Genomic DNA, 24585 nt, shown 5'->3' with positions numbered 1-24585 from the left:
CTTATGATTACCTGATCCAGATAATGCTGGCGTAGGAATTGAGTCAGGAGCACCGTATTTTTATCTTTTTCTCCTTCCTCAACCCTGTGCCGCTCGAACAAGGAGAGCGAGCAGTGAACACCACTTTCAGCGCCGTGGCGCTAACCACATTGTCGACCATCGTTGGCACTTTGACCGCCAGCCCGGTTTGGGCGGCCGATAAAACGCTTACCGTATACACCTATGATTCGTTCGCGGCTGACTGGGGCCCGGGGCCGAAAATCGAGAAAGCGTTTGAAGCGCAGTGTAGTTGTGACGTCAATTTTGTTGCTCTGGATGACGGCGTGTCGATTCTCAACCGTCTGCGTCTGGAGGGAAAAAACAGTAAGGCGGATGTGGTACTGGGCCTGGACAACAATCTGATGGCAGAAGCGCGTCAGACCGGACTACTGACCACACATCAGGTGGATACGTCGTCGGTCCTGCTACCAGGTGGCTGGCACGACGACACATTTGTGCCGTACGACTACGGCTACTTTGCGTTTGTTTACAACAAGCAGACGTTATCCAACCCGCCCAAAAGCCTCAAAGAGCTGGTCGAGCAGCGTGATGATTTGAAAGTGATTTATCAGGATCCGCGTACCTCGACACCCGGCCAGGGGTTATTACTGTGGATGAAGTCGGTGTACGGGGATAACGCCAGCAAGGCCTGGCAGCAGCTGGCCGGCAAAACCGTGACCGTGACCAAAGGCTGGTCGGAGGCGTATTCCATGTTCCTCGAAGGGGAATCAGATTTAGTACTGTCGTACACCACATCGCCAGCGTATCACCAAGTTTCTGAACAGAATGACAAGTACGTCGCGGCGGCCTTCAGTGAAGGGCATTACACTCAGGTGGAAGTGGCGGCGAAAGTCAAAAACAGCCCGCAGCCTGAACTGGCGGATGCGTTTATGCAATTTATCCTCAACAAGGATTTTCAGACGGTGATCCCGACCGGAAATTGGATGTATCCGGTGACGGATGTGGCGTTGCCAAAAGCGTTTGATTCATTGGTGGTGCCGACCGAGTCACTGAGTTTTTCGCCAGAGGAAGTGGCGAAGATGCGCAAAACATGGATTCGTGAGTGGCAAAGCGCACTGACATTTTAAGGGCGGCGTTTGAATTCAGTTCCTAAAATCGGTCTCGGGGTCGCGGTGATCATCGCGGCCTTTGTTATTTCCGCATTTGCTGCGCTGCTGACCGCGGCGCCCTCCCTGGATATCACGGCAGTATGGGGTGACCCTTACTATCGCCATGTCACCCGTTTTAGTTTTTATCAGGCCTTGTTGTCGACATTGTTGAGTGTCGGTCTGGCGATTCCGGTGGCGCATGCGTTGTCGCGTCGCCAGTTTTTCGCCAAAGCGTTGTTGTTGAAGCTGTTTGCCACCACGCTGGTGTTGCCCGTGTTGGTGGGCGTGTTTGGCCTGCTGGCGATTTATGGTAACAGTGGTCTGTTGGCAAAGGGGTTGAGTGCACTTGATGCTCAGTTGCCGTTTTCCATTTATGGTCTGAACGGCATTTTGCTGGCCCATGTGTTTTTTAATCTGCCTTACGCCAGCCGGTTATTGTTGCAGGCGCTGGATGGCATTCCGGAAGAGCAGCACAAACTGTGTGCGCATCTGGGGATGGGATCCTGGCACAAATTCAAATGGGTTGAGTGGCCGCGGCTGAGGCAACAACTGCCGCACGTGTGCGGATTGGTGTTCATGCTGTGTTTTACCAGCTTCGCTACGGTGATGGCGCTGGGAGGCGGACCAAAATCGACCACCATTGAACTCGCCATTTATCAGGCCATCAAATTCGACTTTGATTTGCAGGCCGGAGCCTTGTTGGCACTGTGGCAGATGCTGCTTTGCGGGGCGCTGGCGTTGGCGATTCAACGCTTGACTAAGCCACTGCCTGTCACGCCTGGTAGCCTCAGTCCGCAGCGCTTTCAGTTTAAGGACAGTCGGTGGTCAAAAGCCTGGGATAGCTTTTGGATCATGGCTGTTCTGGTGCTGGTGTTGCCGCCACTGGTTATGGTGGTGCTGAGCGGGTTTAACGCGCAAGCGGGGTTGGTGCTGGCGGATCATAAGTTCTGGTCTGCCTTGTGGGCGTCCCTGCGTGTGGCGTTGCTCGCCAGTGTGTTCGCACTCAGCGCGGGAGTATTGATCCTGCTGACCAGCCGGGCCTGGCGACTCCATTCCCGCCATCGCCGTGCCGATCAGCTGGAACTGGTTGGCACCATCATTCTGGTGACGCCGGGGCTGGTGATCAGCACTGGGCTGTTTTTGTTGCTCCGGGCGCTGACCGATGTGTTCAGCATGGCGATGCTGGTGGTGGTTTCGGTGAACGGCCTGATGGCCCTGCCGTATGTGATTAAAACGCTGTCACAGCCTATGTTGCATCTGGCGCAGCAGTACCAGTTATTGTGTGCCAGCTTAGGAATGCGTGGTTGGCAGCGACTGCGCATCGTTGAGTGGCGCGCTTTGCGTCGTCCGATCGCGCACGCTTTTGCGATCAGCTTTATGTTGTCAATGGGTGACTTAAGCGCGATTGCGTTGTTTGGCAGCCAGGAGTTCCGCACGCTGCCGCTGTATTTATTCCAGTTGCTCGGCAGCTACCAAATGGAAGCGGCAGCGGTGGTCTCGCTGACGCTGCTGTTGCTCAGCGTTGGTTGTTTTACTGTGATTGAAGCTCTGTTTAAAGCCCGTCAGTGAGGTGTGTGTGTTAAATCTGAATCAGGTGGAGTATGAGTACCACCAGGAACTTTTTACCTTTGACCTGACGGTTGAGGCCGGATCGATCGTGGCGTTGATGGGCCCCAGTGGGGCTGGGAAATCCACCTTATTGGCGCTGCTGGCCGGATTCATTGCCCCATTACGGGGCGATATTCTGGCAGACGGTGTGTCGGTGGTGGGGAAAGCGCCGTCTGAACGGCCTTTTGCCATGCTGTTTCAGGAACACAATCTGTTTGCTCACCTTACGGTGCGTGAGAACATTGGACTGGGATTGCATCCCGGACTGAAACTGAGCGCCGCGCAACGGGAGCAGGTGGAGCAGGCGGCGATGCAGGTGGGGGTGGGCGCGTATCTCGACCGGTTGCCGGAGCAGCTCTCTGGCGGTCAGCGACAACGGGTGGCGTTGGCGCGCTGTTTTGTTCAGCCTCACCCCATCTGGCTACTCGACGAGCCATTCTCGGCGTTGGACCCAGTTCTGCGCGAAGAGATGCTGGCGCTGGTGAAGCGCCTGACCGCAGAGCGGCATATCACGGTATTGATGGTGACCCACCACTTGAGTGACGCACGTACCATCGCCAGTGACTTCGCTTTTATGGCAAACGGACGGGTTGAGGTGAGTGCGGCGATCAGCGCGCTCAGCGAACAGCACACGCACGCCGGGCTGCGCGAGTTTGTCCGCGCCGGACAATAAAAAAGCTGGCTCAGGCCAGCTTTTTTATTGGGATGACTAGGCGTCTTCGTCGTTAAGTGCTTTGAGGATCTGGAAAATCTCCCGGTACGCTTTGGCCGGCTTCTGGGCCTGCTTTTCTTTGGCGGCCTGACGGGCGAGCTGACGCAGACGCTGACGATCGGCTGACGGATACAGTTCCATGACCTCTTCGATGGCATGATCGCCTTCTTCTACAACGCGATCGCGCAGCGTTTCCAGTTTATGCAGCACCGCAGTCGCCTGTGAATGTTTGTTACGGATTTTATCCAGTGCCGCTTGAATCGGTTCCGGATCTTCGGTACGCATCAGCTTTCCGATAAACTGCAACTGACGGCGGCGTGCTTCGTTTTTGAAACGTTGTGCATCTTTGATCGCATCAAACAGGTCGTCACTCAGCGGCATTTTTTCGAGTACTGCCGGTTTGAGGTTTACCAGCTCTTCACCCAGCTTCTGCAGCTCTTCCATATCACGCTTGAGTTCTGATTTACTGACCCAGATGATCTCTTCTTCTGGTTCCCATGGCGCTTTCTGATTCTTACGGGCCATTGTGCTTGCCTTAAATTTAGGTGGTCAATGCTGTTATTTTAACAAACATCGTGGGGAGAAAGCGAAATTCTTGTTATCCTAACGGTAACACCAATCAGATTTGATGAGATATGGACGTAAAACAGCAAGTTGCTCAACAACGTGTTGAGCTGGAAGCCGCCGTCGCCCGCGCATTGGAGATGGCTGCGAAGCAAGCCGATGCGGCGGAAGTCGCGATCACTAAAACCACAGGGTTGAGTGTGTCGACCCGGATGTGTGAAGTGGAAAATGTTGAGTTTAACAGCGACGGAGCACTCGGTATCACTGTGTACCGCGGTCAGCGCAAAGGCAGTGCGTCCACCTCCGATCTGAGCGAAAAAGCCATTCAGCAAACCGTGCTGGCGGCGCTCGACATTGCTCAGTTCACCTCTGAAGATCCCTTTGCCGGCCCGGCACCGAAAGAGTTGATGGTCAGCGAGATCCCGGACTTGGATCTGTTTCACCCAGATACGCCGGACCCGGATCACGCGGCGCAGATCGCGATTGCGGCCGAGCAGCAAGCACTGGCGTACAGCGACAAGATCAAACAAAGTGACGGTGCCAGCTATGACAGCCATTACGGTGTCAAAGTGTATGGCAACAGTCATGGCCTGTTGGCCAGCTACGCATCCAGCCGCCACAGCACCAGTTGTTGTGTGATTGGTCAGGGCGTCAATGGTGAGATGGAGCGCGATTACAGCTATACAGTGGCCCGCCATCGTGACGATCTGTGGTCCCCCCAGGTTGTCGGCCAGAAAGCCGCGGAAGAGACTGTGCGCCGACTGGATGCCCGGCGTCTGGCGACCGGGAAATTTCCGGTGATGTTTGCCGCTGACGTGGCAACGGGCCTGATGGGGCATCTGGTGATGGCGATCAGCGGTGGCAATCTGTATCGTAAATCGTCGTTCTTGCTTGATCAGCTTGGCCAGACGGTATTGCCTGAATGGTTTAATATTCAGGAGCGTCCGCATGTGTTGCGTGGTCTGGCGTCCAGCCCGTTTGACAGCGAAGGGGTAGTGACTCAGGATCGTGACATCATTACCGATGGTGTGCTGGCGACGTATCTGCTGACCAGTTATGCGGCGCGCAAGATGAACATGACCCCGACCGGGCATGCAGGTGGCATTCACAACTGGTATGTGAAGTCGACTGGTCAGAGCTTTGAGCAGATGCTCAAAGCGCTGGGTACAGGCTTGCTGGTGACGGAAGTGATGGGACAGGGGGTTAATATTGTGACCGGCGATTACTCACGTGGCGCGGCGGGCTTCTGGGTCGAGAATGGCGAAATCCAGTATCCGGTGTCGGAAATCACCATAGCCGGTAACCTCAAACAGATGTTCCAGCAGATTGTGGCGGTGGGCAATGATGTCGAGGAACGCTCGCAAATTCAGACCGGTTCAATCTTACTGGAATCGATGAAAGTCGCCGGGGAATAATCCGGGACATGCGCAATAAAAAAGGTTGGCATTGCCAACCTTTTTTGTTTTTAGTTGAGGAGCAGCGTGGCCATGCCGAGGAAGGCAGACAGGCCGACCACATCGGTGACGGTGGTTAAGGCCATCCCGCCAGCCAATGCCGGATCGATGTTCATCTTCTTTAAGATGATCGGGATGGTCACCCCGGCGACTCCGGCGACAAATAAGTTGGTCATCATCGCCGCAGAGATAATGCCGCCCAGCATCCAGTTGCCTTTCCACGCCACGACGATTCCGCCGATGATCAGCGCCCAGGTGATGCCGTTGAGAAAGCCGATCGCCGCTTCTTTCATCAGTAGTTCGCGTTTGTTACTGTCACCGATGTGACCCAGAGCGATACCGCGAATCACCAGCGCCACGGTCTGGTTACCGGCTACGCCGCCCATCGAAGGCACGATGGTCATCAGAACGGCTATCGCCGCCATCTGTGCCAACGTGGCTTCAAACAGGTTAGATACCGACGCGGCAGCCAGAGCGGCCAGCACGTTTGCGCCCAGCCAGATACTGCGTTTGCGCGCCGATTTAAACACTGGCGCAAAGGTGTCTTCGTCGTCGTCCATACCCGCCATGCTCATCATGGAGTGCTCCGCGTCCTCACGGATCACGTCGACCACGTCATCGATGGTGATACGACCAACCAGGTACTGGTTTTCATCAATGACTGGCGCAGAGACCCAGTTCCGACGTTCAAACAGGCTGGCGACATCGGAGTCTTTTGTGTCGACGAGAATCGCATCGTCGGCGTCTTCCATCACCTCGTTGACCTTAATGTCCGGTTGAGTAGTCAGCAGCGTAGTCAGTGGCAGTTCGCCGATCAGCTTACTGTTTTCATCAATCACATAGATGGCATCTGTGGTTTCCGGCAACTCGCCTCGCATACGCAGATAACGCAACACCACGTCGACGTCCACATCACCACGAATGGTGATCACGTCGGTGTTCATCAGTCCGCCGGCGGTATCTTCCGGGTAGGACAGGGCGGTTTCAACCCGTAATCGGTCCGCTGCATCCATCTGGCCAAGGACTTCACGTGAGACGTCGTCCGGCAGGCTTCGCAGTACGTAAGCAACGTCATCGGTGTCCATGCCTTCGGTCGCTTCGGCAAGCAACTCTGGGGCCATTTTGGAGACTAAGGCGTCTTTAACGTCTTCACTGAGTTCGTCAAGGATTTCCCCGTAATCTTCCGGGTCAGTCAGTTGCCAGAGAACGTCACGGCTTTTTCGTGGGGCAGCTTCAAGGAGGTACGCAATGTCTTCGGGTTCCATATCCTGCAATTGGCGGCGGACATGGACAAAACGGCCGTTTTCGAGCGCTTCGGCGATTTCTTGGAGGGCCTGGTGAGCTTGATCGAATTCTATTTGCTCTGCCATTCATTTCCCCCTGGCTAGTGATTGCGACAATGCGTTGAATAGTAACTTAATTCTATTCGTTATTTAATAAAATCTCATTACACAACAGGTCTTATTTGTAAGCGTAGGGTGATTCTTTACTCGCCTTCGTCGAATTTATGCTCAATCAGGTCGCACACGGCGCTCAGCGCTTGTTCGGCTTCCGCACCATCAGCCAGAATGGTGACATTCTGCCCCTGGGCAGATTCGAGCATCAACAGGCCCATGACGCCATCCGCGGTCGCTTGCTTGCCTTCCTGATTTTCAATCGTCAGTACCGCATCAAAAGACTGGGCCAGCTCGACCAGTTTGATCGCGGCACGGGCATGGAGGCCAAGACGGTTTTGGATCAGGACGGTTTTGCTGTGCTGCGGCATGGCGGTTCCTATTGGTTTTTTTCGAGCGAGGTATGGCGGATTTGCACCTGATGACCCAGTTCGGAAAAGTACTCGCCAATTTGCTGAGTGAGGTAAACCGAGCGGTGTTTGCCGCCTGTGCAGCCAATTGCCACGGTCAGGTAACTGCGATTGTTTTTCTCCAGCAGCGGTAACCAGTATTCGATGAATTTCTGGATCTGCTGTTTCAGCTCCATCACTTCCGGGTGGCTTTCGAGGAAGGACTTGATCGGTGCATCGAGCCCGGTCAGTGGACGCAGGTTTGGCTCCCAATGCGGGTTGGGCAGAAAGCGCACATCAAACACGTAATCGGCATCGGTTGGCAAACCGTATTTGAAGCCGAAGGACTCAAACACCATCACCAGAGCCTGACGCTCGCGGCCTTCTACCCGCATGCGCACGGTTTCACTCAGTTCATGCAGCGACAGATTGCTGCTGTCGAGTACCAGATCGGCATGCTCTTTGAGTGGATAGAGAATATTACGCTCCAGCTCGATCGCCTGATCGAGTGAGCGTTTATCGTCACTGCGGGAAAGCGGGTGAATACGACGGGTTTCGCTGTAGCGTTTGAGTAAGGTCTCTTTGTTGGCGTCTAGAAATAGCACCGTCATATCGACATCGTGTCGGATCTTGTCGAACACATCGGCGATCAGGTCCGGCTCTTTAGGCAGGTTACGAATGTCGACACTGACAGCGACATTCTGTGAGCCGTCTTTCACCGACAGGATAAAGGCTTCTAACAGGTCAACAGGCAGGTTATCTACACAGTAATAACCCAGATCCTCCAGTACACGCAGTGCGACGCTTTTTCCGGCTCCGGACTGGCCACTGACCACAATCAGACGCATGTTTGTTTTGCCTTATCGGTTGATCATGACGTCGTAGAGCTCCTGATCGCTTTGAGCGCTACGCAATTGTTTGAGGATTTGTTTGTCGTTGAGGCGTTCCGCCATTTTCGACAGGGTTTGCAGATGCTCTTTGCATTGTGCATCCGGGACCAGAAGAGCGAACAGCAGGTCGACTGGTCGATTGTCGATCGCGTCAAATTCGATTGGCTCGTCGCACTGCAGCAATACGGCGACCGCTTTGTCACTTTCGCTCATACGAGCATGAGGAATGGCGATCCCATTTCCTATGCCGGTACTGCCCATCTTTTCGCGCGACAGCATGCATTCAAACAGCTCGGTGGAATTCAGTCCGGTGTGTTCAGCGACGATTTCGCTGATCATTTCCAGAGCGCGCTTTTTGCTTGTGCAATGGACTGCACTTTTGGTGCAGTCCAGAGAGAGTACTTCACTTAGTTGCATGATTAATGGCTATTCAGCTTTTCTTTGTGCTTGTTGAGTTGGCGAACCAGTTTGTCCACCAGCGCATCAATGGAAGCGTACATGCTTTCATCTTCTGCCTGGGCATGGATTTCGCCTTGATTTACGTGAAGCGTAGCTTCAGCGATCTGATTGAGTTTTTCAACTTTTAAAACCACACTTGCGCTATTGATGTGGTCGAAAAATCGCTCAAGCTTTTGAAACTTTTCATGAACGTAGTCTTGCATTGAATCGGTGAGATCAACGTGGTGGCCTTGAATATTGATTTGCATAGACTTTCCTTCTCTGTTTTAGCCCTAAAGCAGGCGTTTACGCTGACTTGAAGGGGCAATACCCAAAGATTCACGGTACTTAGCGATAGTACGTCTAGCTACCTGAATCCCTTGGTCAGCTAGTAAGGCTGCAATCTTGCTGTCACTGAGTGGTTTGGCCGGGTTCTCTGCGGCCACCAGTTTTTTGATCAGTGCGCGAATTGCAGTCGATGAACACTCTCCACCATTGTCGGTACTAACGTGACTGGAGAAGAAGTATTTCAATTCGAAGATGCCTCTTGGCGTATGCATAAACTTCTGCGTGGTGACACGCGAAATGGTTGATTCATGCATATCCACCGCCAGAGCCACATCGTTCAACACCATTGGTTTCATGGCTTCTTCCCCATACTCGAAGAAATCACGCTGATGTTCAACAATGCACTTTGCAACTTTGAGCAACGTCTCGTTTCTACTTTCAAGACTCTTGATTAGCCATTTTGCCTCTTGCAAATTGGCGCGGATGTACTGACTGTCTGCGTTGTTGCCTTTGCCAAGCTCTGCGTACTGCTGATTGACTTTAAGGCGCGGCACGCTGTCCGGGTTGATAGTGACCACCCACTTGCCGTGCTCTTTATACACAGATACATCCGGAATGACGTATTCCGCATGATCCAGTGTCACCCGGCTACCCGGGCGCGGATCCAACTGCTGAATCAGTTTCAGCGCTTCTTTCAGTTCCGCTTCTTTGAGTTTGGCTTCTTTAATGATCAGCTTGTAGTCACGATTGCCAAGCTGGTCGATGTGGTCAGTGAGTACTAACTTGGCCTCTTTGAGCCACGGGGTATCTTCCGGGAAGGTCGTTAATTGTAAGAGCAGGCAGTCTTGCAGGTTAAGTGACGCCACACCAAGCGGGTCGAATTGCTGGATGCGCTTACGTACCGCTTCCACTTCGTCCGCTTCAATCTCTTCACTGTCGAAGCTTTCGTGGAGCTCGTCCACGGACAGGGTCAGGTAACCGTAATCGTCAATTGCATCAATGATGGCCATCGCAATCATGCGATCGGTTTCGGAAAACGGCGTCAGGTCGAGCTGCCAGGTCAGGTAATCGTGCAGTGATTCGGTGGTTTCACCTTGATACACCGGGGTATCGTCATCAACCGCCAGACCGGTACTGCCAGTGTTTGCACTGTAGACATCGTCCCAGGTGGTGTCGATTTCCAGCTCAGAGCTGATTTCAGATTTTTCGATCAGTTCGGAGCTGTCTTTGGGCTCTGGTTCTGCGACATCAACCGTTGGCTCCTGATCGTCACCATTAGCGGCTTTGTGTTCCTCAGAAACCACTTCTTCACCGCCCTCTTCGACGTCCAGCAAAGGGTTGGAGTCCAGCGCTTCCTGGATTTCCTGTTGCAGGTCGAGAGTGGACAGCTGCAGCAAACGGATCGCTTGCTGCAACTGCGGTGTCATCGCTAACTGTTGTCCTAACTTAAGCTGTAGTGAGGGTTTCATTCGGTCTTTTCTTGCCTGTTATAGTTATAAATCTGCCGCTCTTAGTTAATCATAGTCGGAATTGTTCGCCGAGATAAACTTGTTTAACTTGCTCATTGGCCAGTACATCTGCCGGTGTACCTTCGGCAATCAACTGGCCCTGACTGACGATGTAGGCCTTTTCACACACGTCCAGAGTTTCACGAACGTTGTGGTCAGTGATCAGGACACCCAGGCCCCGATCACGCAGGTGTTCGATGATTTTTTTGATGTCGATGACTGAGATCGGGTCAACACCGGCAAACGGTTCATCCAGCAGGATAAACTTCGGGTTCGCGGCCAGCGCCCGGGCAATTTCGACCCGGCGGCGTTCACCCCCTGATAGTGCCATACCCGCACTGTGGCGAATGTGCTGAATGTGGAATTCTTCCAACAAATCTTCCAGTTTGTCCTGACGCTGCTCGCGAGTCATTTCTTCGCGGGTCTGCAGGACGGCCATGATGTTGTCTTCCACCGAGAGCTTACGGAAGATTGACGCTTCCTGTGGCAGGTAACCGATCCCCATGCGTGAACGGCTGTGCATCGGCAGGATACTGATGTCGGTGTCATCGATGGTGATGGTGCCTTCATCACGCGCCACTAAGCCTACGATCATATAGAACGACGTGGTTTTGCCCGCACCATTCGGGCCGAGCAGGCCAACAATCTGACCGGAATCGACCTGCAAACTGACGTCTGAGACCACTTTACGGTTTTTGTAGCTCTTAGCCAGGTGCTCTGCTTTGAGTGTTGCCATAGTTATTTCTGCTGCGCTGCCTGTGGTTGAAGAATGGTCGAAACCCGCTCTCCGCTCTGGTTGCCGTCGGCAATCAGTTTCTGCGAGGAAATCTTGTAGCGGATTTTCTTACCGCGAATTTCACTGTCGTCCTGACGCAGCAGCGCCTGATTGATCATCGTCAGCTGGTCGTCGGCCATCTTGTAGTACAACTCTTTGGCTTCACCGTACAGGGTTTTCCCGTCGTCAGTCAGCTGAGAGAAGGTCGCCAGATTGCCGTAGCCTTCGATCTCTTTGATCGCGCCGTCATTCGGATTGCGGTACACAATGACTTTATCCGCATTGATATTGATACTGCCTTGCTTCAGCTTAACGTCGCCGATAAACGTGACTTTGTTGCTTTGCATGTCCAACTGCTGGCTGTCAGAGTCGATATAGATCGGTTGATCCCGGTCGGTCGACAAGGCCATGGCGTTCGCAGACGCCAGCAGACACGCTATAAGACTAAGGTGTGAGAGTTTCATATCTACCTTGAACATGGTTGTAGAGAACCGCGGTATTGTCAGCAAAATTGCCTTTCATCGCCTGTCCTACCGTTTCAAACTGAGGGCCGATTAACACAACCTGGTTGTCAGCCCAAAAATCCCGATTGTCTAGCTGAATACTCATTTTCGCTGTCGACAGAGTATCAAAACCTGAGTCCGGCAGCAGGTTTTTTGCCAGCACATTGTCGTGCAGGGTCAGCACATGGTCTTTGTCCAGTACCGCAGAATCTGCGGTCACTTCCCATTCCTGTATGGTGCCTTGGTTGAAGACTTTCAACACCGGCTTCTCAAACAGAGTATCACCGCTTTGCGCGTAGTGATCCAGGTGTGTGGATGTGATCACGTAGCTGCGCGTACCACTTTCATCGTAAGAGGTACTGGTGACCGACTCGCCACTGAACATTGGCAGTTCCACATTCGGTTCTACCTGAATATCAAATGTGTTCTCTTTGTCGAGCAGGTAGTAAATACTTACCCCGGCCACGATAAACAGCAAAACATAAATGATACGAGATAAACTCATATACTTAAGCCTTTATGTACATCCAGCTCATCACGAGCTTGTAGAATCAGATCGCACACTTCGCGCACCGCGCCATGGCCGCCCTTAATGCGAGTGACGTAGTTGGCGCGTTTGGCCAGCAGTGGGTGGCCGTCTGCGACACACACTTTCAGCGCAACTTGTTCCATCACCGGCCAGTCAATCAGGTCATCGCCGATATAGCCTGTTTGGTGCGGTTCAACCGCCAGGCGCGCACAAATGTCTTGATACGCTTTTACTTTGTCATCCTGGCCCTGATAGATCAGGGAGATACCCAGCGCCCGCATACGGTTTTCAACAATTTGCGACTGACGGCCTGTGATGATGGCGATCTCAATCCCAGCATTCATCAGGGATTTGACGCCGTAGCCGTCACGGGTGTGGAACGTTTTGAGCTCCTCACCCTGATTGCCCATGTAAATCAGGCCGTCCGAAAACACACCATCCACATCACAGATCAGCAGTTTGATGTCTCGTGCTATGGTGACGATCGTTTGCTCGACCGGACCGTAAAGCGTTTCAACCAGTTGTGTCATTACATTACTCCTGCTTTGAGAAGGTCATGCATATTCAGTGCACCGACGGGTTGGCCTTCTTTACATAATACTAATCCATTTATGCTTTTGTCTTGCATTAGATTCAACCCTTCAACGGCCAACATCTCCGGCTCGGCCGTGGTTGGGTTGCGGGTCATCACGTCACCGATCAACGCGGTATGAACGTCAATGCGTTTGTCGAGCACGCGTCGCAGGTCTCCATCTGTAAACAAACCGACCAGTTGACCGTCGTTATTAACCACTGTGGTCATGCCAAGACCTTTCTGGCTGATTTCCATCAGGGCATCACGGATCACGGTATCTGGCGTCACCATCGGTAGTGCGTCGCCGGAGTGCATGATGTCAGACAGCTTGAGCAGCAGTTTACGCCCCAGCGCGCCGCCCGGATGGGAGAGGGCAAAGTCTTCCGCAGTAAAGCCGCGCGCCTGCAGCAGCGCGACCGCCAGTGCATCACCCATGACTAACGTGGCGGTAGTGCTTGATGTGGGTGCCAGGCCGAGCGGACAGGCTTCACTGGGGACGGTGATCTGCAGGTGCAGATCCGCCAGTCTCGCCATATTGGACTCAGGCTTGCCCGTCATACTGATGATGCGGATGCCCAGACGTTTGAGGACCGGGAACAGCGACAGTATCTCATGGGATTCACCCGAGTTGGAAATCGCCAGCACGATATCGCCGCGCTCGATCATACCCAGATCGCCATGCGCCGCTTCCCCTGGGTGAACGAAAAAGGCCGAGGTGCCGGTGCTGGCTAACGTGGCCGCGATCTTATTGCCGATGTGACCGGATTTACCCATGCCCATCACCACCACTTTACCCGGGTTGGCGAGGATCATGTCACAGGCCTGACAGAATTCCGTGTCGATATACTGATCCAGTTGTTTGAGAGCAGCGATTTCTGTCTCAAGCACATTGAGCGCCGCAGCGCGGTAATCAAACATATTCTTCCCCGAAGTCTTACGGTTAAGCGGCCACGTTCATCAACAGGTAAACCTGATAGGCCCCGAAACAGACGAACAGAATGGCGCCTTCTATACGGTTAATACTGCGGGATTTACCCAGACACATCACCACCAGCAGCAGTGAAACTGCCAGCATGACCCAGAAATCACGTCCCATGGCCAGCTCACTCAGCATGGATGGGTTCAAAATCCCCGGAATGCCCATGACCGCCAGAATATTAAATACGTTGGAGCCGATGATGTTGCCCACGGCCATGTCGTCTTCGCCTTTCAGGACGCCGGCCAGTGAAGCGGCCAGTTCCGGCAGGCTGGTGCCGACAGCAATGATAGTCAGGCCGATCACCAGATCGCTCATGCCGAAATATTTGGCAATGACGACGGCATTGTCGACCAGCATATCGGCGGCCAGTGGCAGTACGATCAGGCCTATCACGACCCAGATCCCGGCTTTGAGGTTGCTGACGCCTTCCGGAACTTCAGATTCTTGCTCCTGCAACAGTGCGTCGCCGCTGTCTTTGTCTTTTTCACGGCGGCTGATGCGCAGCATCGCCAGAATGAACATTGCAAACAGGACAAACAGCAACACACCTTCATAAAAGCCGAGTTTGTTGTCCCACAATAAAATCCCCGCTAATACGGTGACCCCAATCATCAACGGAAGTTCACGACGCAGTACTTCGCTGCTGATCGAAAGCGGTTTGATCATCGCGGTGATGCCGAGGATCAGCGCAATGTTAGCGATGTTGGAGCCCAGTACGTTGCCGACGGCAGTATCGGTTTTGCCGTCCAGAGCCGCAGTCGCGGAGACCATCATTTCCGGAGCGGAAGAGCCCATGGCCAGAATGGTCATACCGATTACCAGAGGGGAAATACCGACGTTGCGTGCCAGTGCTGCCGCACCGAACACCAGTTTGTCTGCACTCCAGACGAGAAAAACGAGACCAATGACCAGAAACGCGACCGCTTCAAACATGACACTTCCTAAAATTGAGTTAACAACTGAATGATTTAACCGTCAATTTTGACGCTTTGATATGTAAAAGGGAAGCCAATGATGAAATTAATTGTGTCACGATCTGTCAACATAATGAGATAAGTTGCGCTGATGAGTGGAGATTTAATCGAACAGTGCTTTAAATTCAAGCTTATTGTGCTTATGATTGCCCATTCTCGCTGATGCGTACCGCAGATAACGGATAATTCAAACCTATGTCTTCTGAAGCTCTGGTTACAATAAAACATTTGCACTTTTCGAGGGCGGAACGAACGATCTTCGACGACGTGAATCTGAGCGTACCGAAAGGGAAAATCACCGCCATCATGGGGCCGTCCGGGATCGGTAAGACCACCTTGCTGCGCCTGATTGGTGGCCAGTTGCCGCCCGACAGCGGTGAAATTTGGTTTGATGGTGATAACATCCCGACACTGAGCCGTAAGAAGCTCTACCGGGCACGCAAAAAAATGAGCATGCTGTTCCAGTCCGGCGCACTGTTTACTGATCTGAACGTTTTTGACAACGTCGCGTTTCCATTGCGTGAACACACAGCACTGGATGAATCGCTGATCAAAACGCTGGTGCTGCTCAAACTGGAAGCGGTTGGCCTACGCGGTGCGGCGCAGTTGATGCCGAGCGAATTGTCCGGCGGGATGGCACGACGAGCGGCTCTGGCGCGTTCGATCGCGCTCGATCCGGAACTGATCATGTACGATGAACCTTTTGTCGGTCAGGATCCAATCACTATGGGGGTGTTGGTCGAACTGATCCGCAATCTCAACCAGGCGCTCGGCCTCACCTCGGTGGTGGTGTCGCATGATGTACCGGAAGTGATGAGTATCGCTGATCTGGTCTATCTGCTGGCCGATGGCAAGATCATCGCCAGCGGTACGCCTCAGGAGCTAAGAGACGATCCGGATCCGCGGGTTCAGCAGTTTTTGTTCGGTGAAGCCGACGGGCCTGTTCCGTTCCGTTTCCCCGCGCAGCCTATCGAGAAGGACTTATTTTAATGGCGTCGAATTTTACCGATTTTGTCGCATCGCTAGGACGACGCGGCATTGCCGTGAGCACGTCGATTGGTCGTGCCAGCCTGATGCTGTTCGGCGCGGTGGCCAGCCGTCCCCAACCGGTGAAGAATCTCCCTTTATTATTGCAACAACTCTACAGCGTGGGCGTCCAGTCTCTGGCGATCATCATTGTTTCTGGTCTGTTTATCGGCATGGTCTTGAGCCTGCAAGGCTACGTGATTCTGGTCGACTACGGTGCCGAGGGCAGTCTCGGTCAGATGGTGGCGTTGTCTTTATTGCGTGAACTTGGCCCGGTGGTGACGGCATTGCTGTTTGCCGGCCGTGCTGGTTCGGCACTCACCGCGGAAATCGGCTTGATGAAAGCCACAGAACAATTGACCAGTCTGGAAATGATGGCCGTGGATCCGCTCAAGCGCGTGATCGCACCTCGTTTGTGGGCCGGCCTGATTTCTATGCCTTTGCTGGCGATGATTTTCATGGCGGTGGGCATCTGGGGGGGCCAGTTGGTTGGGGTTGACTGGAAAGGTATCGACCACGGCAGTTTCTGGTCCGCGATGCAATCGGCGGTCGATCTCGGCCAGGACATAGGTAACAGTCTGATCAAGTGTATGGTGTTTGCGTTTACTGTCACCTGGATCGCCCTGTTCAACGGCTATGACGCGATACCGACGTCAGAAGGCATCAGCCGCGCCACAACTCGCACCGTGGTGCACTCTTCGCTGGCCGTATTAGGGCTAGACTTTGTACTAACCGCATTGATGTTTGGGAATTAATCATGCAACAAACACGTAAAACAGAATTATGGGTTGGCAGTTTTGTGCTTGCGGGAATTTGCGCAATTCTGGTGATGATTTTTCAAGTCGCTGACGTGAAAGGACTGGGTTCCAACGATACTTATACACTGAAAGCTGAGTTCGACAACATTGGCTCACTCAAAGTACGTTCTCCGGTCAAAGTGGGTGGCGTCGTGATTGGTCGTGTGACCCAGATCAGTCTGGATAAAGACACTTTGTTACCTATCGTCAGCATGGCGATCAACAGCCAGTACGATCAGTTCCCGGACACCTCCAGTGTTCAGATCCTGACTTCCGGCCTGATCGGTGAACAGTACATCGGACTGGTTCCGGGCTTTGTGTTTGAAGATGAACAGATGCTGGCAGACGGTGACCTGATTGAAGACACCAAGTCGGCGTTGGTTCTGGAAGACCTGATTGGTCAGTTCCTTTACAGCGTCGGCAATTCAGACAACGCAGCGAACAGTGGGGAATGATATGTTTAAGAAGATCGTACTGGCCTTTGTGGCAACCGTTATCTCATTCGGTAGTGCGGCCGCTGGCGTCGATAAAACCGATCCATACAAAATGATGCGTCAGGTCTCTGAGCAGGCGTTTGAGCGTCTCAAAAAAGAGCAGGACAAAATCCATCAGGATCCGGATTACCTGAAAGTGATCGTTGATCAAGAGCTGATGCCGTATGTGAATGAGAAATACGCGGCACTGAAGTTACTGGGGCCAAACCTCAAAGGCGCCAAGCGTGACGATGTTGGTGAGTTCATTACTGCGTTTCGTGCTTACCTGGTGACCTCATATGCGCAAGTTCTGACACAATATTCGGATCAGACCATTGAATTTGGCCCGGAACCGAATCTGGACGACTCCCGTCGTATTACCAGTGTGAAAGTGGACATCGTGGATACCCCACGTCCGAACATCAAACTGGAATTCAAATTGCGCAAAGACAACAAGTCTGGTGAATGGGAAGCGTTTGATATGGTGGCCGAAGGGGTCAGCCTGTTGTCGAGCAAACAATCGGAGTGGGGCGGTAAGATTCGTCAGGAAGGCATTGTGGCGGTCGCCAAAGAGCTGGAAAAACTGGCGGCACAACCGATTCGTTTTGAGAGCAAGCAACAATGAGCCATCCACAATGGACCCAAACTCAAGCTCAGCAGGTTGAGCTAAACGGCGCGTTGGATCGGGAATCCGTTCCTGCCCTGTGGCAATTCGCCCAACGCTGGCAACCCTCGGCAGAGCAGGTTGACGTTAGCCTGCAGAGCATTAAACGTATCGATTCTGCCGGAATGGTGATGCTGATACATTTAATAGAACATGCAAAAAAACGAAACTGTCATATAATGCTCAGTTTCGTGCCAGCACAGCTTGCCACATTATTAAAGCTGAGCAATGTCGATGTTATGCTGGCAGACCATATAAAGAATACTCAGGGGTAAATTGTGGATAGCGCAAAAGTACAACAGTTACTGGAAGAAGCACTGAAACTGGAAGAAGTGCATGTGAAAGGTGAAGGCAGCCACTATGAAGTGGTTGCGGTTGATGCTTGTTTCGAAGGAATGAGTCGCGTTAAGAAGCAACAAATGATCTACGCTCCGCTAATGGAATACATTCAAAGAAATGACATCCACGCTGTATCTATCAAAGCATATACTCCGGATGAGTGGGCTCGTGATAAGAAGCTGATGTCGCTGTAAGGTTTATTGATGGAAAAGTTTCGAGTTATTGGTTCTGACAAGCCGCTGCAAGGCGAAGTGACCATTTCAGGCGCAAAAAATGCTGCGCTGCCAATTCTGTTCGCCTCTATTCTGGCTGAAGAGCCGGTTACGGTCAGTAACGTTCCTCATTTGCGTGATATCGACACCACCATGGAGCTGCTCAAGCGCCTTGGGGCTAAAGTGGAGCGCAATGGCTCAGTGCATGTCGACGCGGGTCCGATTGACGAATACTGTGCGCCGTACGATCTGGTGAAAACCATGCGAGCTTCGATCTGGGCTTTAGGTCCGCTGGTGGCTCGCTTTGGTCAGGGACAAGTCTCTCTGCCTGGTGGCTGCGCGATCGGTGCCCGTCCGGTGGACTTGCACATTCATGGTCTGGAGCAACTGGGCGCAACGATTACGCTGGAAGACGGTTACGTTAAAGCGCACGTCGACGGTCGCTTGCAGGGTGCGCATATCGTGATGGATAAAGTCAGTGTGGGTGCCACCATTACCATCATGTGTGCGGCAACACTGGCGGAAGGCACCACGGTACTGGATAACGCCGCGCGAGAGCCTGAGATCGTTGATACGGCCGAGTTTCTGAACAAGCTTGGAGCGAAAATCTCCGGTGCCGGCACCGACACCATCACTATTGAAGGTGTTGAGCGTTTGGGGGGCTGTGAGCATGCTGTGGTGGCGGATCGTATTGAAACCGGCACCTTCCTGGTGGCCGCTGCGGTTTCGGGCGGCAAAATTGTCTGTCGCAACTCCAAGGCCCAACTGCTGGAAGCGGTACTGGCCAAACTGGAAGAGGCGGGCGCCAAGATTGAAACCGGCGATGATTGGATCAGTCTCGACATGACCGAGCGTGAACTGAAAGCAGTGACAGTGCGTACCGCGCCACACCCGGGCTTTCCGACCGATATGCAGGCGCAGTTTACTCTGTTGAACATGATGGCCAAAGGCGGTGGTGTGATCACCGAGACCATCTTCGAAAATCGCTTTATGCACGTTCCGGAACTGATGCGCATGGGCGCAAAAGCCGAGATTGAAGGCAACACAGTGATTTGCGGTGATGTTGATCGCCTGAGCGGCGCTCAGGTGATGGCGACTGACCTAAGGGCGTCGGCCAGTCTGGTGATTGCGGGTTGTATCGCCAAAGGTGACACCGTCGTCGATCGTATTTATCATATTGACCGCGGTTATGAAAAAATCGAAGATAAGCTCTCTGCACTAGGTGCAAATATTGAGCGTTTTCACGAGAACGGTTAATATTAGCGAACGACTGTAAGCCGAAACTGAGGTTTCGGCTTTTTTTTAAGTGGTAAGGTGGTCGAGCGCGTGCGTTGTGTTCCGCCTGGAGAGAAATGAATGATTGCACTTATACGTGTACTGATCACCGCAGTGTGGGCTGTGGCGATGTTTATTTTTGGCTGTGGTTACTGCCTGCTGAGCCCGCGTAATCCAAAACACGTATTTACTTTTGGCCGTTACTTCGCGGCAATGTCGAAAGTGTTCGGCATTAAACTGGAGCTGCGTGTTCCTGACGACGCTTATGAGCGTGGTCAGCATATTTACATCGCTAACCACCAGAACAACTGGGACATGTTTACCGTGTCTGCCGCGGTGACGCCGAAAGTGGTGACAGTGGGTAAAAAGAGTCTGGCGTGGTTCCCACTGTTTGGTCAATTATACTGGTTGACAGGGAATATCCTGATTGATCGCGCTAACCGTTCAAAAGCCATGGGCACTATTGAGCAGGTGGTGAACAGCATGAAGAACAGTGATGTGTCTGTTTGGATGTTCCCGGAAGGTACCCGCTCACGGGGACGTGGCTTGCTGCCGTTCAAAACCGGCGCATTTCACGCGGCAATCGGTGCCGGTGTGCCGATCATTCCGATAGTGTGCAGTTCAACCGAGCACCTGAAGATCAATCGCTGGAACAACGGCCACATCATCGTGGAGATGCTGCCGCCGATCAGTACTGAAGGTTGCAGCAAAGAAAATGTTCGTGAGCTGGCTAATCTGTGCCGCGAGCAAATGGCGGCCAAGCTGGAAGAACTGGACAACGAAGTCGCGATGCGTAACGAAACTCAGGGCATTAAAGCCTGAGCCTGTTATGACAGACCGAGCCGGCGTACATCGCCGGCTTTTTTGTGCCTAAGTCATACTCAGACGAACTACAGTCGTTGTTAAGGGTTAGGGCATACGTAAGACTTAAGACGCGCTCAAGAGGCTGACAGATGGCTTTTGAGCGCATTGTTGATGTGACTGAGGGTATAAGCGGGTTCAGGATCGGGCTATTGCGACGTACTGCTGCGATTCAACCCGGTATTTCAGAATGAAAAAAGCCAAGTCTTGCGACTTGGCTTCTTAAATATGGCTCCCCCTGCGGGACTCGAACCTGCGACATACGGATTAACAGTCCGCCGTTCTACCAACTGAACTAAGGGGGAAAAGATGGTGCCGACTACCGGAATCGAACTGGTGACCTACTGATTACAAGTCAGTTGCTCTACCTACTGAGCTAAGTCGGCCTTTTTCATTAACAAGCCAAAGCTTATTAACCGAAAGTGGCTCCCCCTGCGGGACTCGAACCTGCGACATACGGATTAACAGTCCGCCGTTCTACCAACTGAACTAAGGGGGAATTATCTTTTTAAGCAGAATATAAATGGTGCCGACTACCGGAATCGAACTGGTGACCTACTGATTACAAGTCAGTTGCTCTACCTACTGAGCTAAGTCGGCACACTATATCCTGTTTTATTGTTCGTGTTAGACACCAACAATTACAAATTGTGGTGCCCGGAGGCGGAATCGAACCACCGACACGAGGATTTTCAATCCTCTGCTCTACCGACTGAGCTATCCGGGCGACGAGGTGTATTAAACGGTTTTTCGCTTTTAACGTCAACACCAAATTGCAAAAAAAATATCGTTTGTTGCTTTTCTATACTTAATGGGCTGTTTTTGCTCATTTGAGAATAAATCTTTATAGAATCCCTGTAGCAAAGTACGTTCCCATGAGAGCTTAGTTCAGCGTTCGTCATAAAAAATCGTGATTTTTACGCTGCTTTTTCGGATTTAAGCTGCAATTTAGTAGGTAAGTGGCAACTTACTTATTACATACAACTGGGCTTCGGCTGGCATTGGCTGATTGTTTTACCAAAGAGCTGGGTGCTCAGTGTCCGGTAGAACTGGAATGGTGTGAGCATAGAGTGATGCCACAACAGCATTAAGTCGCAAAACGAAAAAAGCCAAGTCTTTCGACTTGGCTTTTGGAAAGTGGCTCCCCCTGCGGGACTCGAACCTGCGACATACGGATTAACAGTCCGCCGTTCTACCAACTGAACTAAGGGGGAATTATTTGTGTCACTCTTTTCAGAGTAAAGCACCAAATAATGGTGCCTCGAGGCGGAATCGAACCACCGACACGAGGATTTTCAATCCTCTGCTCTACCGACTGAGCTATCGAGGCAAAAGAATGGTGCCGACTACCGGAATCGAACTGGTGACCTACTGATTACAAGTCAGTTGCTCTACCTACTGAGCTAAGTCGGCACACGAATATTCTTTTTACACTGTTCGTGCTAAGCACCAACAATCAACAAATTGTGGTGCCCGGAGGCGGAATCGAACCACCGACACGAGGATTTTCAATCCTCTGCTCTACCGACTGAGCTATCCGGGCAACGGAGCGCTATTAAACGGATTTTCCGTCTCTGCGTCAACTTGTTTTTCGAAAAAAATGCAAAAAAATGGTTAACTGCTGCGAATTTAGGCAGATTCGAGGTTTATCCTTTACCCGCGTTAAAGTCCAGTTTGTATTTGGTCACTTTTTCCAGATACCGACGCGATTCGCTGTTGGGGTGTTTCTTGGTCAGCGCCCAGTAAACCTGATTCGGCTGAAGCGAATTCAGGTCGCGCATGGCTCGACTGCGATCGGAACGGTTAAAGGTGTTCAGGACGCCGCCGGTGCCGCCGTTATAGGCCGAAATCATGCTGTATTCCAGTGAGGTGGGGTGACGCACGTCTTTCAGATAGCGATTTTTCAGCAGATAGAAATAGGCGGTGCCGGTATCGATGTTGTTTTCCGGATTAAACAGGTATTCCGGTGATGGCTCGCCACTGCGTTTTTTGACCAGCTTAAACACGTCACGCCCCGCGGTTTTGGGCACCACTTGCATCAATCCGTACGCGTTGGCCCAGCTTACCGCGTAGGGGTTGAAGCTGCTTTCGGTTTTGATGATGGCGTAGATGAGATCTTCCGGGATGCTATAACGATTTGAAGCACGGCGCACGATATCCGCGTATTGATAGCTGCGGATTTCAACCTGGTTTTCGACCATTGGAATTTCAACGTAGTAAGCCTTTTTGAAATCGACATCTTTGACTTTAAGGTGGTGGGCGATCAGGTAGTCGGCATAACGGTTGGCGCGCCATGACCACTGGATAGCCTTGCCATCTTGATCTAACACCTGCTTGTACAGGAATGGCTGGCCCTCCAGTTTAATGTCTTTCGACGAGAATAGATCGACACTGGCCGGATCATCGGGTGTCAGCAATGTGGTGATGATGGCGTTTCTCAGGTGGCCTTTGGGATCGGTCGGTGAGACGGTTTCGACGACGATTGTACCTTTGGAAAAGTTGACTTCAGAGCGGCTCAGATAGTTGTCGATGTATTTAACGTAATTACTTTTACCGGCGTACTTCAGCTCTTTGCTGCCCCAGCGCTTTTTGATGTTGCCGGAAAAACTGCTGATCAGGGCATCGAGCGCATCGGTGTCCTTTTCAAACTGCCCGGGCAACTGAGCCAGATTTTTGGCAAAGCGGTTGGTCGGTTCATAATTGACATCATAGATGCGTTCCACGAATTCGCGACTGCATCCCACCAGTGTCAGTGCGGTCAGACAATAGATCAGTTTTTTCATAGCTTCTGAATATAAAAATGACATCAGAGCGGAGCCGTGATGTCATTGAGATTGTAATTATTATTCGCTCGGTGGCGTGTAACCTTCGATGTGAACGTCTTTGCCTTCAAACAGGAAGTTGACCATCTCGGTTTCGATCAGTTTGCGATGCTCAGGATCCATCATGTTGAGCTTTTTCTCGTTGATCAGCATGGTTTGCTTGTGTTGCCACTGTGCCCAGGCTTCTTTCGAGATGGTGTCGAAGATGCGTTTACCCAGTTCGCCCGGGTAGAGCTGAAAGTCCAGGCCTTCCGCTTCTTTGTTTAGTCGAGCACAGAATACAGTGCGGCTCATAATGACTCCTTGATGTTAAAGTTCAAACGGCAAGCCCTCCAGTAGCTGCTTTACCGGAGCGGCCAGGCCGATCTCTTCAGGTTGGGATAAGTTATACCAAAGACCTTTGGTTCCTTCCATTATCACATCCGGTTGCTGAGATAAATCCACCAGAATCGGGGTGATGTCGAGATGGTAATGGCTAAAAGTGTGGCGAAACGCAATTAAAGGCCGCGTTTCACGCACCTGTGTCTGGCGTATGCTGCGCAGATCAAGCTGGTGCTCAATGCTGGCATCCGGATGTTCCGGAAAGCAGAACAGGCCTCCCCAAATGCCACTTTGAGGGCGTTGTTCAAGCCAAACCTGGTTATCGTGATGTAGCATCACGAACCAGGTTTCTTTCACCGGTTTGTCTTTCTTTGGTTTCTTCCCAGGGTAATCAAGCGGGTTACCTTGCTTATTGGCCTGACACATTGAGGCGACCGGACACAGCGAACATTTAGGCTTGCTGCGTGTACACACCATGGCCCCCATGTCCATCATCGCCTGATTGTACTTGTCGACGTTGGTATCGGGCGTGTGCGTTTCAGCGATGTCCCACAACTGGTTCTCTACTTTTTTCTGTCCCGGCCAGCCGTCAATGGCAAACGCGCGCGACAGAGTGCGTTTGACGTTGCCGTCCAGAATCGCATGCGGCTGGTTATACACCGACGACAACACCGCCGCTGCGGTCGAGCGGCCAATCCCCGGCAGAGCGTTCATCTGCTCAAGGTCTAGCGGAAATTCCCCGTTGTATTCCTGAGCGACAATTTGCGCGGCTTTATGCAGGTTGCGGGCGCGAGCGTAATAACCCAGTCCGGTCCACAGGTGCAGGACTTCGTCTTGTTCGGCATTGGCCAGATCGGTCACGGTTGGAAACCGTTGTATGAATCTCTGGTAGTAAGGAATCACGGTCGCGACCTGAGTCTGCTGAAGCATGATTTCCGACAACCAGACGCTGTAGGCGGTTTTATTTTTCTGCCATGGGAGATCTTTTCGCCCATAAGCGTCATACCATTCTAATATGGCATCGGCAAAAGGTGTCACGGCTTGCTCTGTGTAAAATATAGGTATAAT

28 protein-coding genes and 9 tRNA genes are annotated in these 24585 nt (G+C 52.2%); 12 read left to right on the top strand and 25 right to left on the bottom strand.

The annotated features are described in order from the left end of the window. The first annotated feature begins 134 nt into the window (after nucleotides 1–134). Genes thiB through thiQ form a run of 3 tightly spaced genes read left to right on the top strand, consistent with a single transcriptional unit; the run spans nucleotide 135 to nucleotide 3429 of the window. A complete protein-coding gene (gene thiB / locus VPR01S_RS06100; protein ID WP_425585302.1) occupies nucleotides 135–1127 on the top strand; it encodes a thiamine ABC transporter substrate binding subunit in 993 nt (330 codons plus the stop codon). A 9-nt stretch (nucleotides 1128–1136) separates the two neighbouring features. Then, nucleotides 1137–2717 (top strand): thiamine/thiamine pyrophosphate ABC transporter permease ThiP, encoded by a 1581-nt coding sequence (gene thiP, locus VPR01S_RS06095; RefSeq protein WP_021704432.1) that lies wholly within the window; start codon nucleotides 1137–1139, stop codon nucleotides 2715–2717. A 7-nt stretch (nucleotides 2718–2724) separates the two neighbouring features. Next, nucleotides 2725–3429 carry a thiamine ABC transporter ATP-binding protein gene (thiQ, locus tag VPR01S_RS06090; RefSeq protein WP_021704431.1) on the top strand — a complete coding sequence of 235 codons (705 nt, stop codon included), beginning with the start codon at nucleotides 2725–2727 and terminating at the stop codon, nucleotides 3427–3429. A gap of 36 nt (nucleotides 3430–3465) precedes the next feature. Here the strand turns inward: thiQ and yjgA are convergent, their stop codons facing one another. Then, nucleotides 3466–3993, bottom strand: coding sequence for a ribosome biogenesis factor YjgA (gene yjgA, locus VPR01S_RS06085; RefSeq protein ID WP_021704430.1), 528 nt, complete (start codon nucleotides 3991–3993; stop codon nucleotides 3466–3468). A gap of 110 nt (nucleotides 3994–4103) precedes the next feature. On the opposite strand from yjgA, the gene pmbA reads away from it, so the two are divergent. Then, complete coding sequence (pmbA, locus tag VPR01S_RS06080; RefSeq protein ID WP_021704429.1) at nucleotides 4104–5447, top strand: metalloprotease PmbA; 1344 nt, start codon at nucleotides 4104–4106, stop codon at nucleotides 5445–5447. 50 nt (nucleotides 5448–5497) lie between these two features. Here the strand turns inward: pmbA and mgtE are convergent, their stop codons facing one another. The 12 genes from mgtE to VPR01S_RS06020 all read right to left on the bottom strand — a co-directional run bounded on the left by mgtE (nucleotide 5498) and on the right by VPR01S_RS06020 (nucleotide 14686). After that, nucleotides 5498–6856: a magnesium transporter gene (mgtE, locus tag VPR01S_RS06075; protein ID WP_021704428.1), complete on the bottom strand. Its 1359-nt coding sequence runs from the start codon at nucleotides 6854–6856 to the stop codon at nucleotides 5498–5500. Nucleotides 6857–6972: 116 nt separating this feature from the next. Next, nucleotides 6973–7251 (bottom strand): HPr family phosphocarrier protein, encoded by a 279-nt coding sequence (locus VPR01S_RS06070; protein WP_021704427.1) that lies wholly within the window; start codon nucleotides 7249–7251, stop codon nucleotides 6973–6975. Between the two features lie 8 nt (nucleotides 7252–7259). Then, a complete protein-coding gene (gene rapZ / locus VPR01S_RS06065; protein ID WP_021704426.1) occupies nucleotides 7260–8117 on the bottom strand; it encodes an RNase adapter RapZ in 858 nt (285 codons plus the stop codon). A gap of 12 nt (nucleotides 8118–8129) precedes the next feature. Further along, nucleotides 8130–8576: a PTS IIA-like nitrogen regulatory protein PtsN gene (gene ptsN / locus VPR01S_RS06060; protein ID WP_021704425.1), complete on the bottom strand. Its 447-nt coding sequence runs from the start codon at nucleotides 8574–8576 to the stop codon at nucleotides 8130–8132. Between the two features lie 2 nt (nucleotides 8577–8578). Then, complete coding sequence (hpf, locus tag VPR01S_RS06055; RefSeq protein ID WP_021704424.1) at nucleotides 8579–8866, bottom strand: ribosome hibernation promoting factor; 288 nt, start codon at nucleotides 8864–8866, stop codon at nucleotides 8579–8581. Between the two features lie 24 nt (nucleotides 8867–8890). Further along, nucleotides 8891–10354: an RNA polymerase factor sigma-54 gene (locus VPR01S_RS06050; protein ID WP_021704423.1), complete on the bottom strand. Its 1464-nt coding sequence runs from the start codon at nucleotides 10352–10354 to the stop codon at nucleotides 8891–8893. Between the two features lie 49 nt (nucleotides 10355–10403). Then, nucleotides 10404–11129, bottom strand: a complete 726-nt coding sequence (lptB, locus tag VPR01S_RS06045; RefSeq protein WP_021704422.1) for an LPS export ABC transporter ATP-binding protein — start codon at nucleotides 11127–11129, stop codon at nucleotides 10404–10406. Between the two features lie 2 nt (nucleotides 11130–11131). Continuing rightward, nucleotides 11132–11632, bottom strand: a complete 501-nt coding sequence (lptA, locus tag VPR01S_RS06040) for a lipopolysaccharide transport periplasmic protein LptA (protein ID WP_021704421.1) — start codon at nucleotides 11630–11632, stop codon at nucleotides 11132–11134. Beyond that, nucleotides 11613–12176: an LPS export ABC transporter periplasmic protein LptC gene (gene lptC / locus VPR01S_RS06035; protein WP_021704420.1), complete on the bottom strand. Its 564-nt coding sequence runs from the start codon at nucleotides 12174–12176 to the stop codon at nucleotides 11613–11615. The genes lptA and lptC overlap by 20 nt, the downstream gene beginning before the upstream one ends. Beyond that, nucleotides 12173–12730 carry a 3-deoxy-manno-octulosonate-8-phosphatase KdsC gene (gene kdsC, locus VPR01S_RS06030; RefSeq protein ID WP_021704419.1) on the bottom strand — a complete coding sequence of 186 codons (558 nt, stop codon included), beginning with the start codon at nucleotides 12728–12730 and terminating at the stop codon, nucleotides 12173–12175. The genes lptC and kdsC overlap by 4 nt, the downstream gene beginning before the upstream one ends. Beyond that, nucleotides 12730–13692, bottom strand: a complete 963-nt coding sequence (locus VPR01S_RS06025; protein WP_021704418.1) for a KpsF/GutQ family sugar-phosphate isomerase — start codon at nucleotides 13690–13692, stop codon at nucleotides 12730–12732. The genes kdsC and VPR01S_RS06025 overlap by 1 nt, the downstream gene beginning before the upstream one ends. 22 nt (nucleotides 13693–13714) lie before the next feature. Continuing rightward, nucleotides 13715–14686 (bottom strand): calcium/sodium antiporter, encoded by a 972-nt coding sequence (locus VPR01S_RS06020; RefSeq protein WP_021704417.1) that lies wholly within the window; start codon nucleotides 14684–14686, stop codon nucleotides 13715–13717. 236 nt (nucleotides 14687–14922) lie between these two features. Here VPR01S_RS06020 and mlaF point away from each other — a divergent pair, with 236 nt between their 5' ends. From mlaF to VPR01S_RS05980, 8 genes are all read left to right on the top strand, one after another. Continuing rightward, entirely contained in the window at nucleotides 14923–15717 is a 795-nt protein-coding gene (gene mlaF, locus VPR01S_RS06015) for a phospholipid ABC transporter ATP-binding protein MlaF (RefSeq protein WP_021704416.1), read from the top strand. Further along, nucleotides 15717–16508 carry a lipid asymmetry maintenance ABC transporter permease subunit MlaE gene (gene mlaE, locus VPR01S_RS06010; protein WP_021704415.1) on the top strand — a complete coding sequence of 264 codons (792 nt, stop codon included), beginning with the start codon at nucleotides 15717–15719 and terminating at the stop codon, nucleotides 16506–16508. Before mlaF ends, mlaE begins: the two co-directional genes overlap by 1 nt. Before the next feature lie 2 nt (nucleotides 16509–16510). Continuing rightward, the gene (mlaD, locus tag VPR01S_RS06005) at nucleotides 16511–17005 is read left to right on the top strand and encodes an outer membrane lipid asymmetry maintenance protein MlaD (RefSeq protein WP_021704414.1); all 495 of its coding nucleotides are present in this window, start codon (nucleotides 16511–16513) and stop codon (nucleotides 17003–17005) included. A gap of 1 nt (nucleotide 17006) precedes the next feature. Beyond that, nucleotides 17007–17648: a phospholipid-binding protein MlaC gene (gene mlaC, locus VPR01S_RS06000; protein ID WP_021704413.1), complete on the top strand. Its 642-nt coding sequence runs from the start codon at nucleotides 17007–17009 to the stop codon at nucleotides 17646–17648. After that, on the top strand, nucleotides 17645–17962 hold the full coding sequence (locus tag VPR01S_RS05995) for an STAS domain-containing protein (RefSeq protein WP_021704412.1): 318 nt from the start codon (nucleotides 17645–17647) through the stop codon (nucleotides 17960–17962). Before mlaC ends, VPR01S_RS05995 begins: the two co-directional genes overlap by 4 nt. Before the next feature lie 3 nt (nucleotides 17963–17965). Then, nucleotides 17966–18220 (top strand): BolA family iron metabolism protein IbaG, encoded by a 255-nt coding sequence (gene ibaG, locus VPR01S_RS05990; RefSeq protein ID WP_021704411.1) that lies wholly within the window; start codon nucleotides 17966–17968, stop codon nucleotides 18218–18220. Between the two features lie 9 nt (nucleotides 18221–18229). After that, a complete protein-coding gene (murA, locus tag VPR01S_RS05985) occupies nucleotides 18230–19495 on the top strand; it encodes a UDP-N-acetylglucosamine 1-carboxyvinyltransferase (protein ID WP_021704410.1) in 1266 nt (421 codons plus the stop codon). Nucleotides 19496–19594: 99 nt separating this feature from the next. Further along, a complete protein-coding gene (locus VPR01S_RS05980) occupies nucleotides 19595–20335 on the top strand; it encodes a 1-acylglycerol-3-phosphate O-acyltransferase (protein WP_021704409.1) in 741 nt (246 codons plus the stop codon). A gap of 268 nt (nucleotides 20336–20603) precedes the next feature. On the opposite strand, the gene VPR01S_RS05975 is transcribed toward VPR01S_RS05980, so the two are convergent. The 12 genes from VPR01S_RS05975 to mutY all read right to left on the bottom strand — a co-directional run bounded on the left by VPR01S_RS05975 (nucleotide 20604) and on the right by mutY (nucleotide 24555). Continuing rightward, a tRNA-Asn gene (locus tag VPR01S_RS05975) sits at nucleotides 20604–20679 on the bottom strand. Between the two features lie 5 nt (nucleotides 20680–20684). Then, nucleotides 20685–20760 (bottom strand) — tRNA-Thr (locus VPR01S_RS05970). A 37-nt stretch (nucleotides 20761–20797) separates the two neighbouring features. Then, nucleotides 20798–20873 (bottom strand) — tRNA-Asn (locus tag VPR01S_RS05965). Nucleotides 20874–20898: 25 nt separating this feature from the next. After that, a tRNA-Thr gene (locus tag VPR01S_RS05960) sits at nucleotides 20899–20974 on the bottom strand. A gap of 51 nt (nucleotides 20975–21025) precedes the next feature. Then, nucleotides 21026–21101 (bottom strand) — tRNA-Phe (locus VPR01S_RS05955). A 411-nt stretch (nucleotides 21102–21512) separates the two neighbouring features. Continuing rightward, nucleotides 21513–21588 (bottom strand) — tRNA-Asn (locus VPR01S_RS05950). Between the two features lie 40 nt (nucleotides 21589–21628). Next, nucleotides 21629–21704: transfer RNA gene (locus VPR01S_RS05945), tRNA-Phe, on the bottom strand. Nucleotides 21705–21711: 7 nt separating this feature from the next. Further along, a tRNA-Thr gene (locus tag VPR01S_RS05940) sits at nucleotides 21712–21787 on the bottom strand. A 54-nt stretch (nucleotides 21788–21841) separates the two neighbouring features. Beyond that, nucleotides 21842–21917 (bottom strand) — tRNA-Phe (locus VPR01S_RS05935). Between the two features lie 103 nt (nucleotides 21918–22020). Then, nucleotides 22021–23157: a membrane-bound lytic murein transglycosylase MltC gene (mltC, locus tag VPR01S_RS05930; RefSeq protein ID WP_021704408.1), complete on the bottom strand. Its 1137-nt coding sequence runs from the start codon at nucleotides 23155–23157 to the stop codon at nucleotides 22021–22023. A 60-nt stretch (nucleotides 23158–23217) separates the two neighbouring features. Then, on the bottom strand, nucleotides 23218–23490 hold the full coding sequence (locus tag VPR01S_RS05925; protein ID WP_021704407.1) for an oxidative damage protection protein: 273 nt from the start codon (nucleotides 23488–23490) through the stop codon (nucleotides 23218–23220). A 15-nt stretch (nucleotides 23491–23505) separates the two neighbouring features. After that, a complete protein-coding gene (gene mutY, locus VPR01S_RS05920; RefSeq protein ID WP_021704406.1) occupies nucleotides 23506–24555 on the bottom strand; it encodes an A/G-specific adenine glycosylase in 1050 nt (349 codons plus the stop codon). Nucleotides 24556–24585: the final 30 nt, after the last annotated feature.

The organism is Vibrio proteolyticus NBRC 13287 (assembly GCF_000467125.1).
GTDB lineage: Bacteria > Pseudomonadota > Gammaproteobacteria > Enterobacterales > Vibrionaceae > Vibrio > Vibrio proteolyticus.
The sequence above is the reverse complement of the archived record's forward strand: the minus strand, read 5'-3'. Positions and strand labels throughout refer to the sequence as shown.

Excerpts from the sequence above, each read along its gene's own strand:
- yjgA (WP_021704430.1), bottom strand. The coding sequence starts at position 3,993 with ATGGCCCGTAAGAATCAGAAAGCGCCATGGGAACCAGAAGAAGAGATC.
- pmbA (WP_021704429.1), top strand. The coding sequence starts at position 4,104 with ATGGACGTAAAACAGCAAGTTGCTCAACAACGTGTTGAGCTGGAAGCC.
- mgtE (WP_021704428.1), bottom strand. The coding sequence starts at position 6,856 with ATGGCAGAGCAAATAGAATTCGATCAAGCTCACCAGGCCCTCCAAGAA.
- VPR01S_RS06070 (WP_021704427.1), bottom strand. The coding sequence starts at position 7,251 with ATGCCGCAGCACAGCAAAACCGTCCTGATCCAAAACCGTCTTGGCCTC.
- rapZ (WP_021704426.1), bottom strand. The coding sequence starts at position 8,117 with ATGCGTCTGATTGTGGTCAGTGGCCAGTCCGGAGCCGGAAAAAGCGTC.
- ptsN (WP_021704425.1), bottom strand. The coding sequence starts at position 8,576 with ATGCAACTAAGTGAAGTACTCTCTCTGGACTGCACCAAAAGTGCAGTC.
- hpf (WP_021704424.1), bottom strand. The coding sequence starts at position 8,866 with ATGCAAATCAATATTCAAGGCCACCACGTTGATCTCACCGATTCAATG.
- VPR01S_RS06050 (WP_021704423.1), bottom strand. The coding sequence starts at position 10,354 with ATGAAACCCTCACTACAGCTTAAGTTAGGACAACAGTTAGCGATGACA.
- lptB (WP_021704422.1), bottom strand. The coding sequence starts at position 11,129 with ATGGCAACACTCAAAGCAGAGCACCTGGCTAAGAGCTACAAAAACCGT.
- lptA (WP_021704421.1), bottom strand. The coding sequence starts at position 11,632 with ATGAAACTCTCACACCTTAGTCTTATAGCGTGTCTGCTGGCGTCTGCG.
- lptC (WP_021704420.1), bottom strand. The coding sequence starts at position 12,176 with ATGAGTTTATCTCGTATCATTTATGTTTTGCTGTTTATCGTGGCCGGG.
- kdsC (WP_021704419.1), bottom strand. The coding sequence starts at position 12,730 with ATGACACAACTGGTTGAAACGCTTTACGGTCCGGTCGAGCAAACGATC.
- VPR01S_RS06025 (WP_021704418.1), bottom strand. The coding sequence starts at position 13,692 with ATGTTTGATTACCGCGCTGCGGCGCTCAATGTGCTTGAGACAGAAATC.
- VPR01S_RS06020 (WP_021704417.1), bottom strand. The coding sequence starts at position 14,686 with ATGTTTGAAGCGGTCGCGTTTCTGGTCATTGGTCTCGTTTTTCTCGTC.
- mlaF (WP_021704416.1), top strand. The coding sequence starts at position 14,923 with ATGTCTTCTGAAGCTCTGGTTACAATAAAACATTTGCACTTTTCGAGG.
- mlaE (WP_021704415.1), top strand. The coding sequence starts at position 15,717 with ATGGCGTCGAATTTTACCGATTTTGTCGCATCGCTAGGACGACGCGGC.
- mlaD (WP_021704414.1), top strand. The coding sequence starts at position 16,511 with ATGCAACAAACACGTAAAACAGAATTATGGGTTGGCAGTTTTGTGCTT.
- mlaC (WP_021704413.1), top strand. The coding sequence starts at position 17,007 with ATGTTTAAGAAGATCGTACTGGCCTTTGTGGCAACCGTTATCTCATTC.
- VPR01S_RS05995 (WP_021704412.1), top strand. The coding sequence starts at position 17,645 with ATGAGCCATCCACAATGGACCCAAACTCAAGCTCAGCAGGTTGAGCTA.
- murA (WP_021704410.1), top strand. The coding sequence starts at position 18,230 with ATGGAAAAGTTTCGAGTTATTGGTTCTGACAAGCCGCTGCAAGGCGAA.
- VPR01S_RS05980 (WP_021704409.1), top strand. The coding sequence starts at position 19,595 with ATGATTGCACTTATACGTGTACTGATCACCGCAGTGTGGGCTGTGGCG.
- mltC (WP_021704408.1), bottom strand. The coding sequence starts at position 23,157 with ATGAAAAAACTGATCTATTGTCTGACCGCACTGACACTGGTGGGATGC.
- VPR01S_RS05925 (WP_021704407.1), bottom strand. The coding sequence starts at position 23,490 with ATGAGCCGCACTGTATTCTGTGCTCGACTAAACAAAGAAGCGGAAGGC.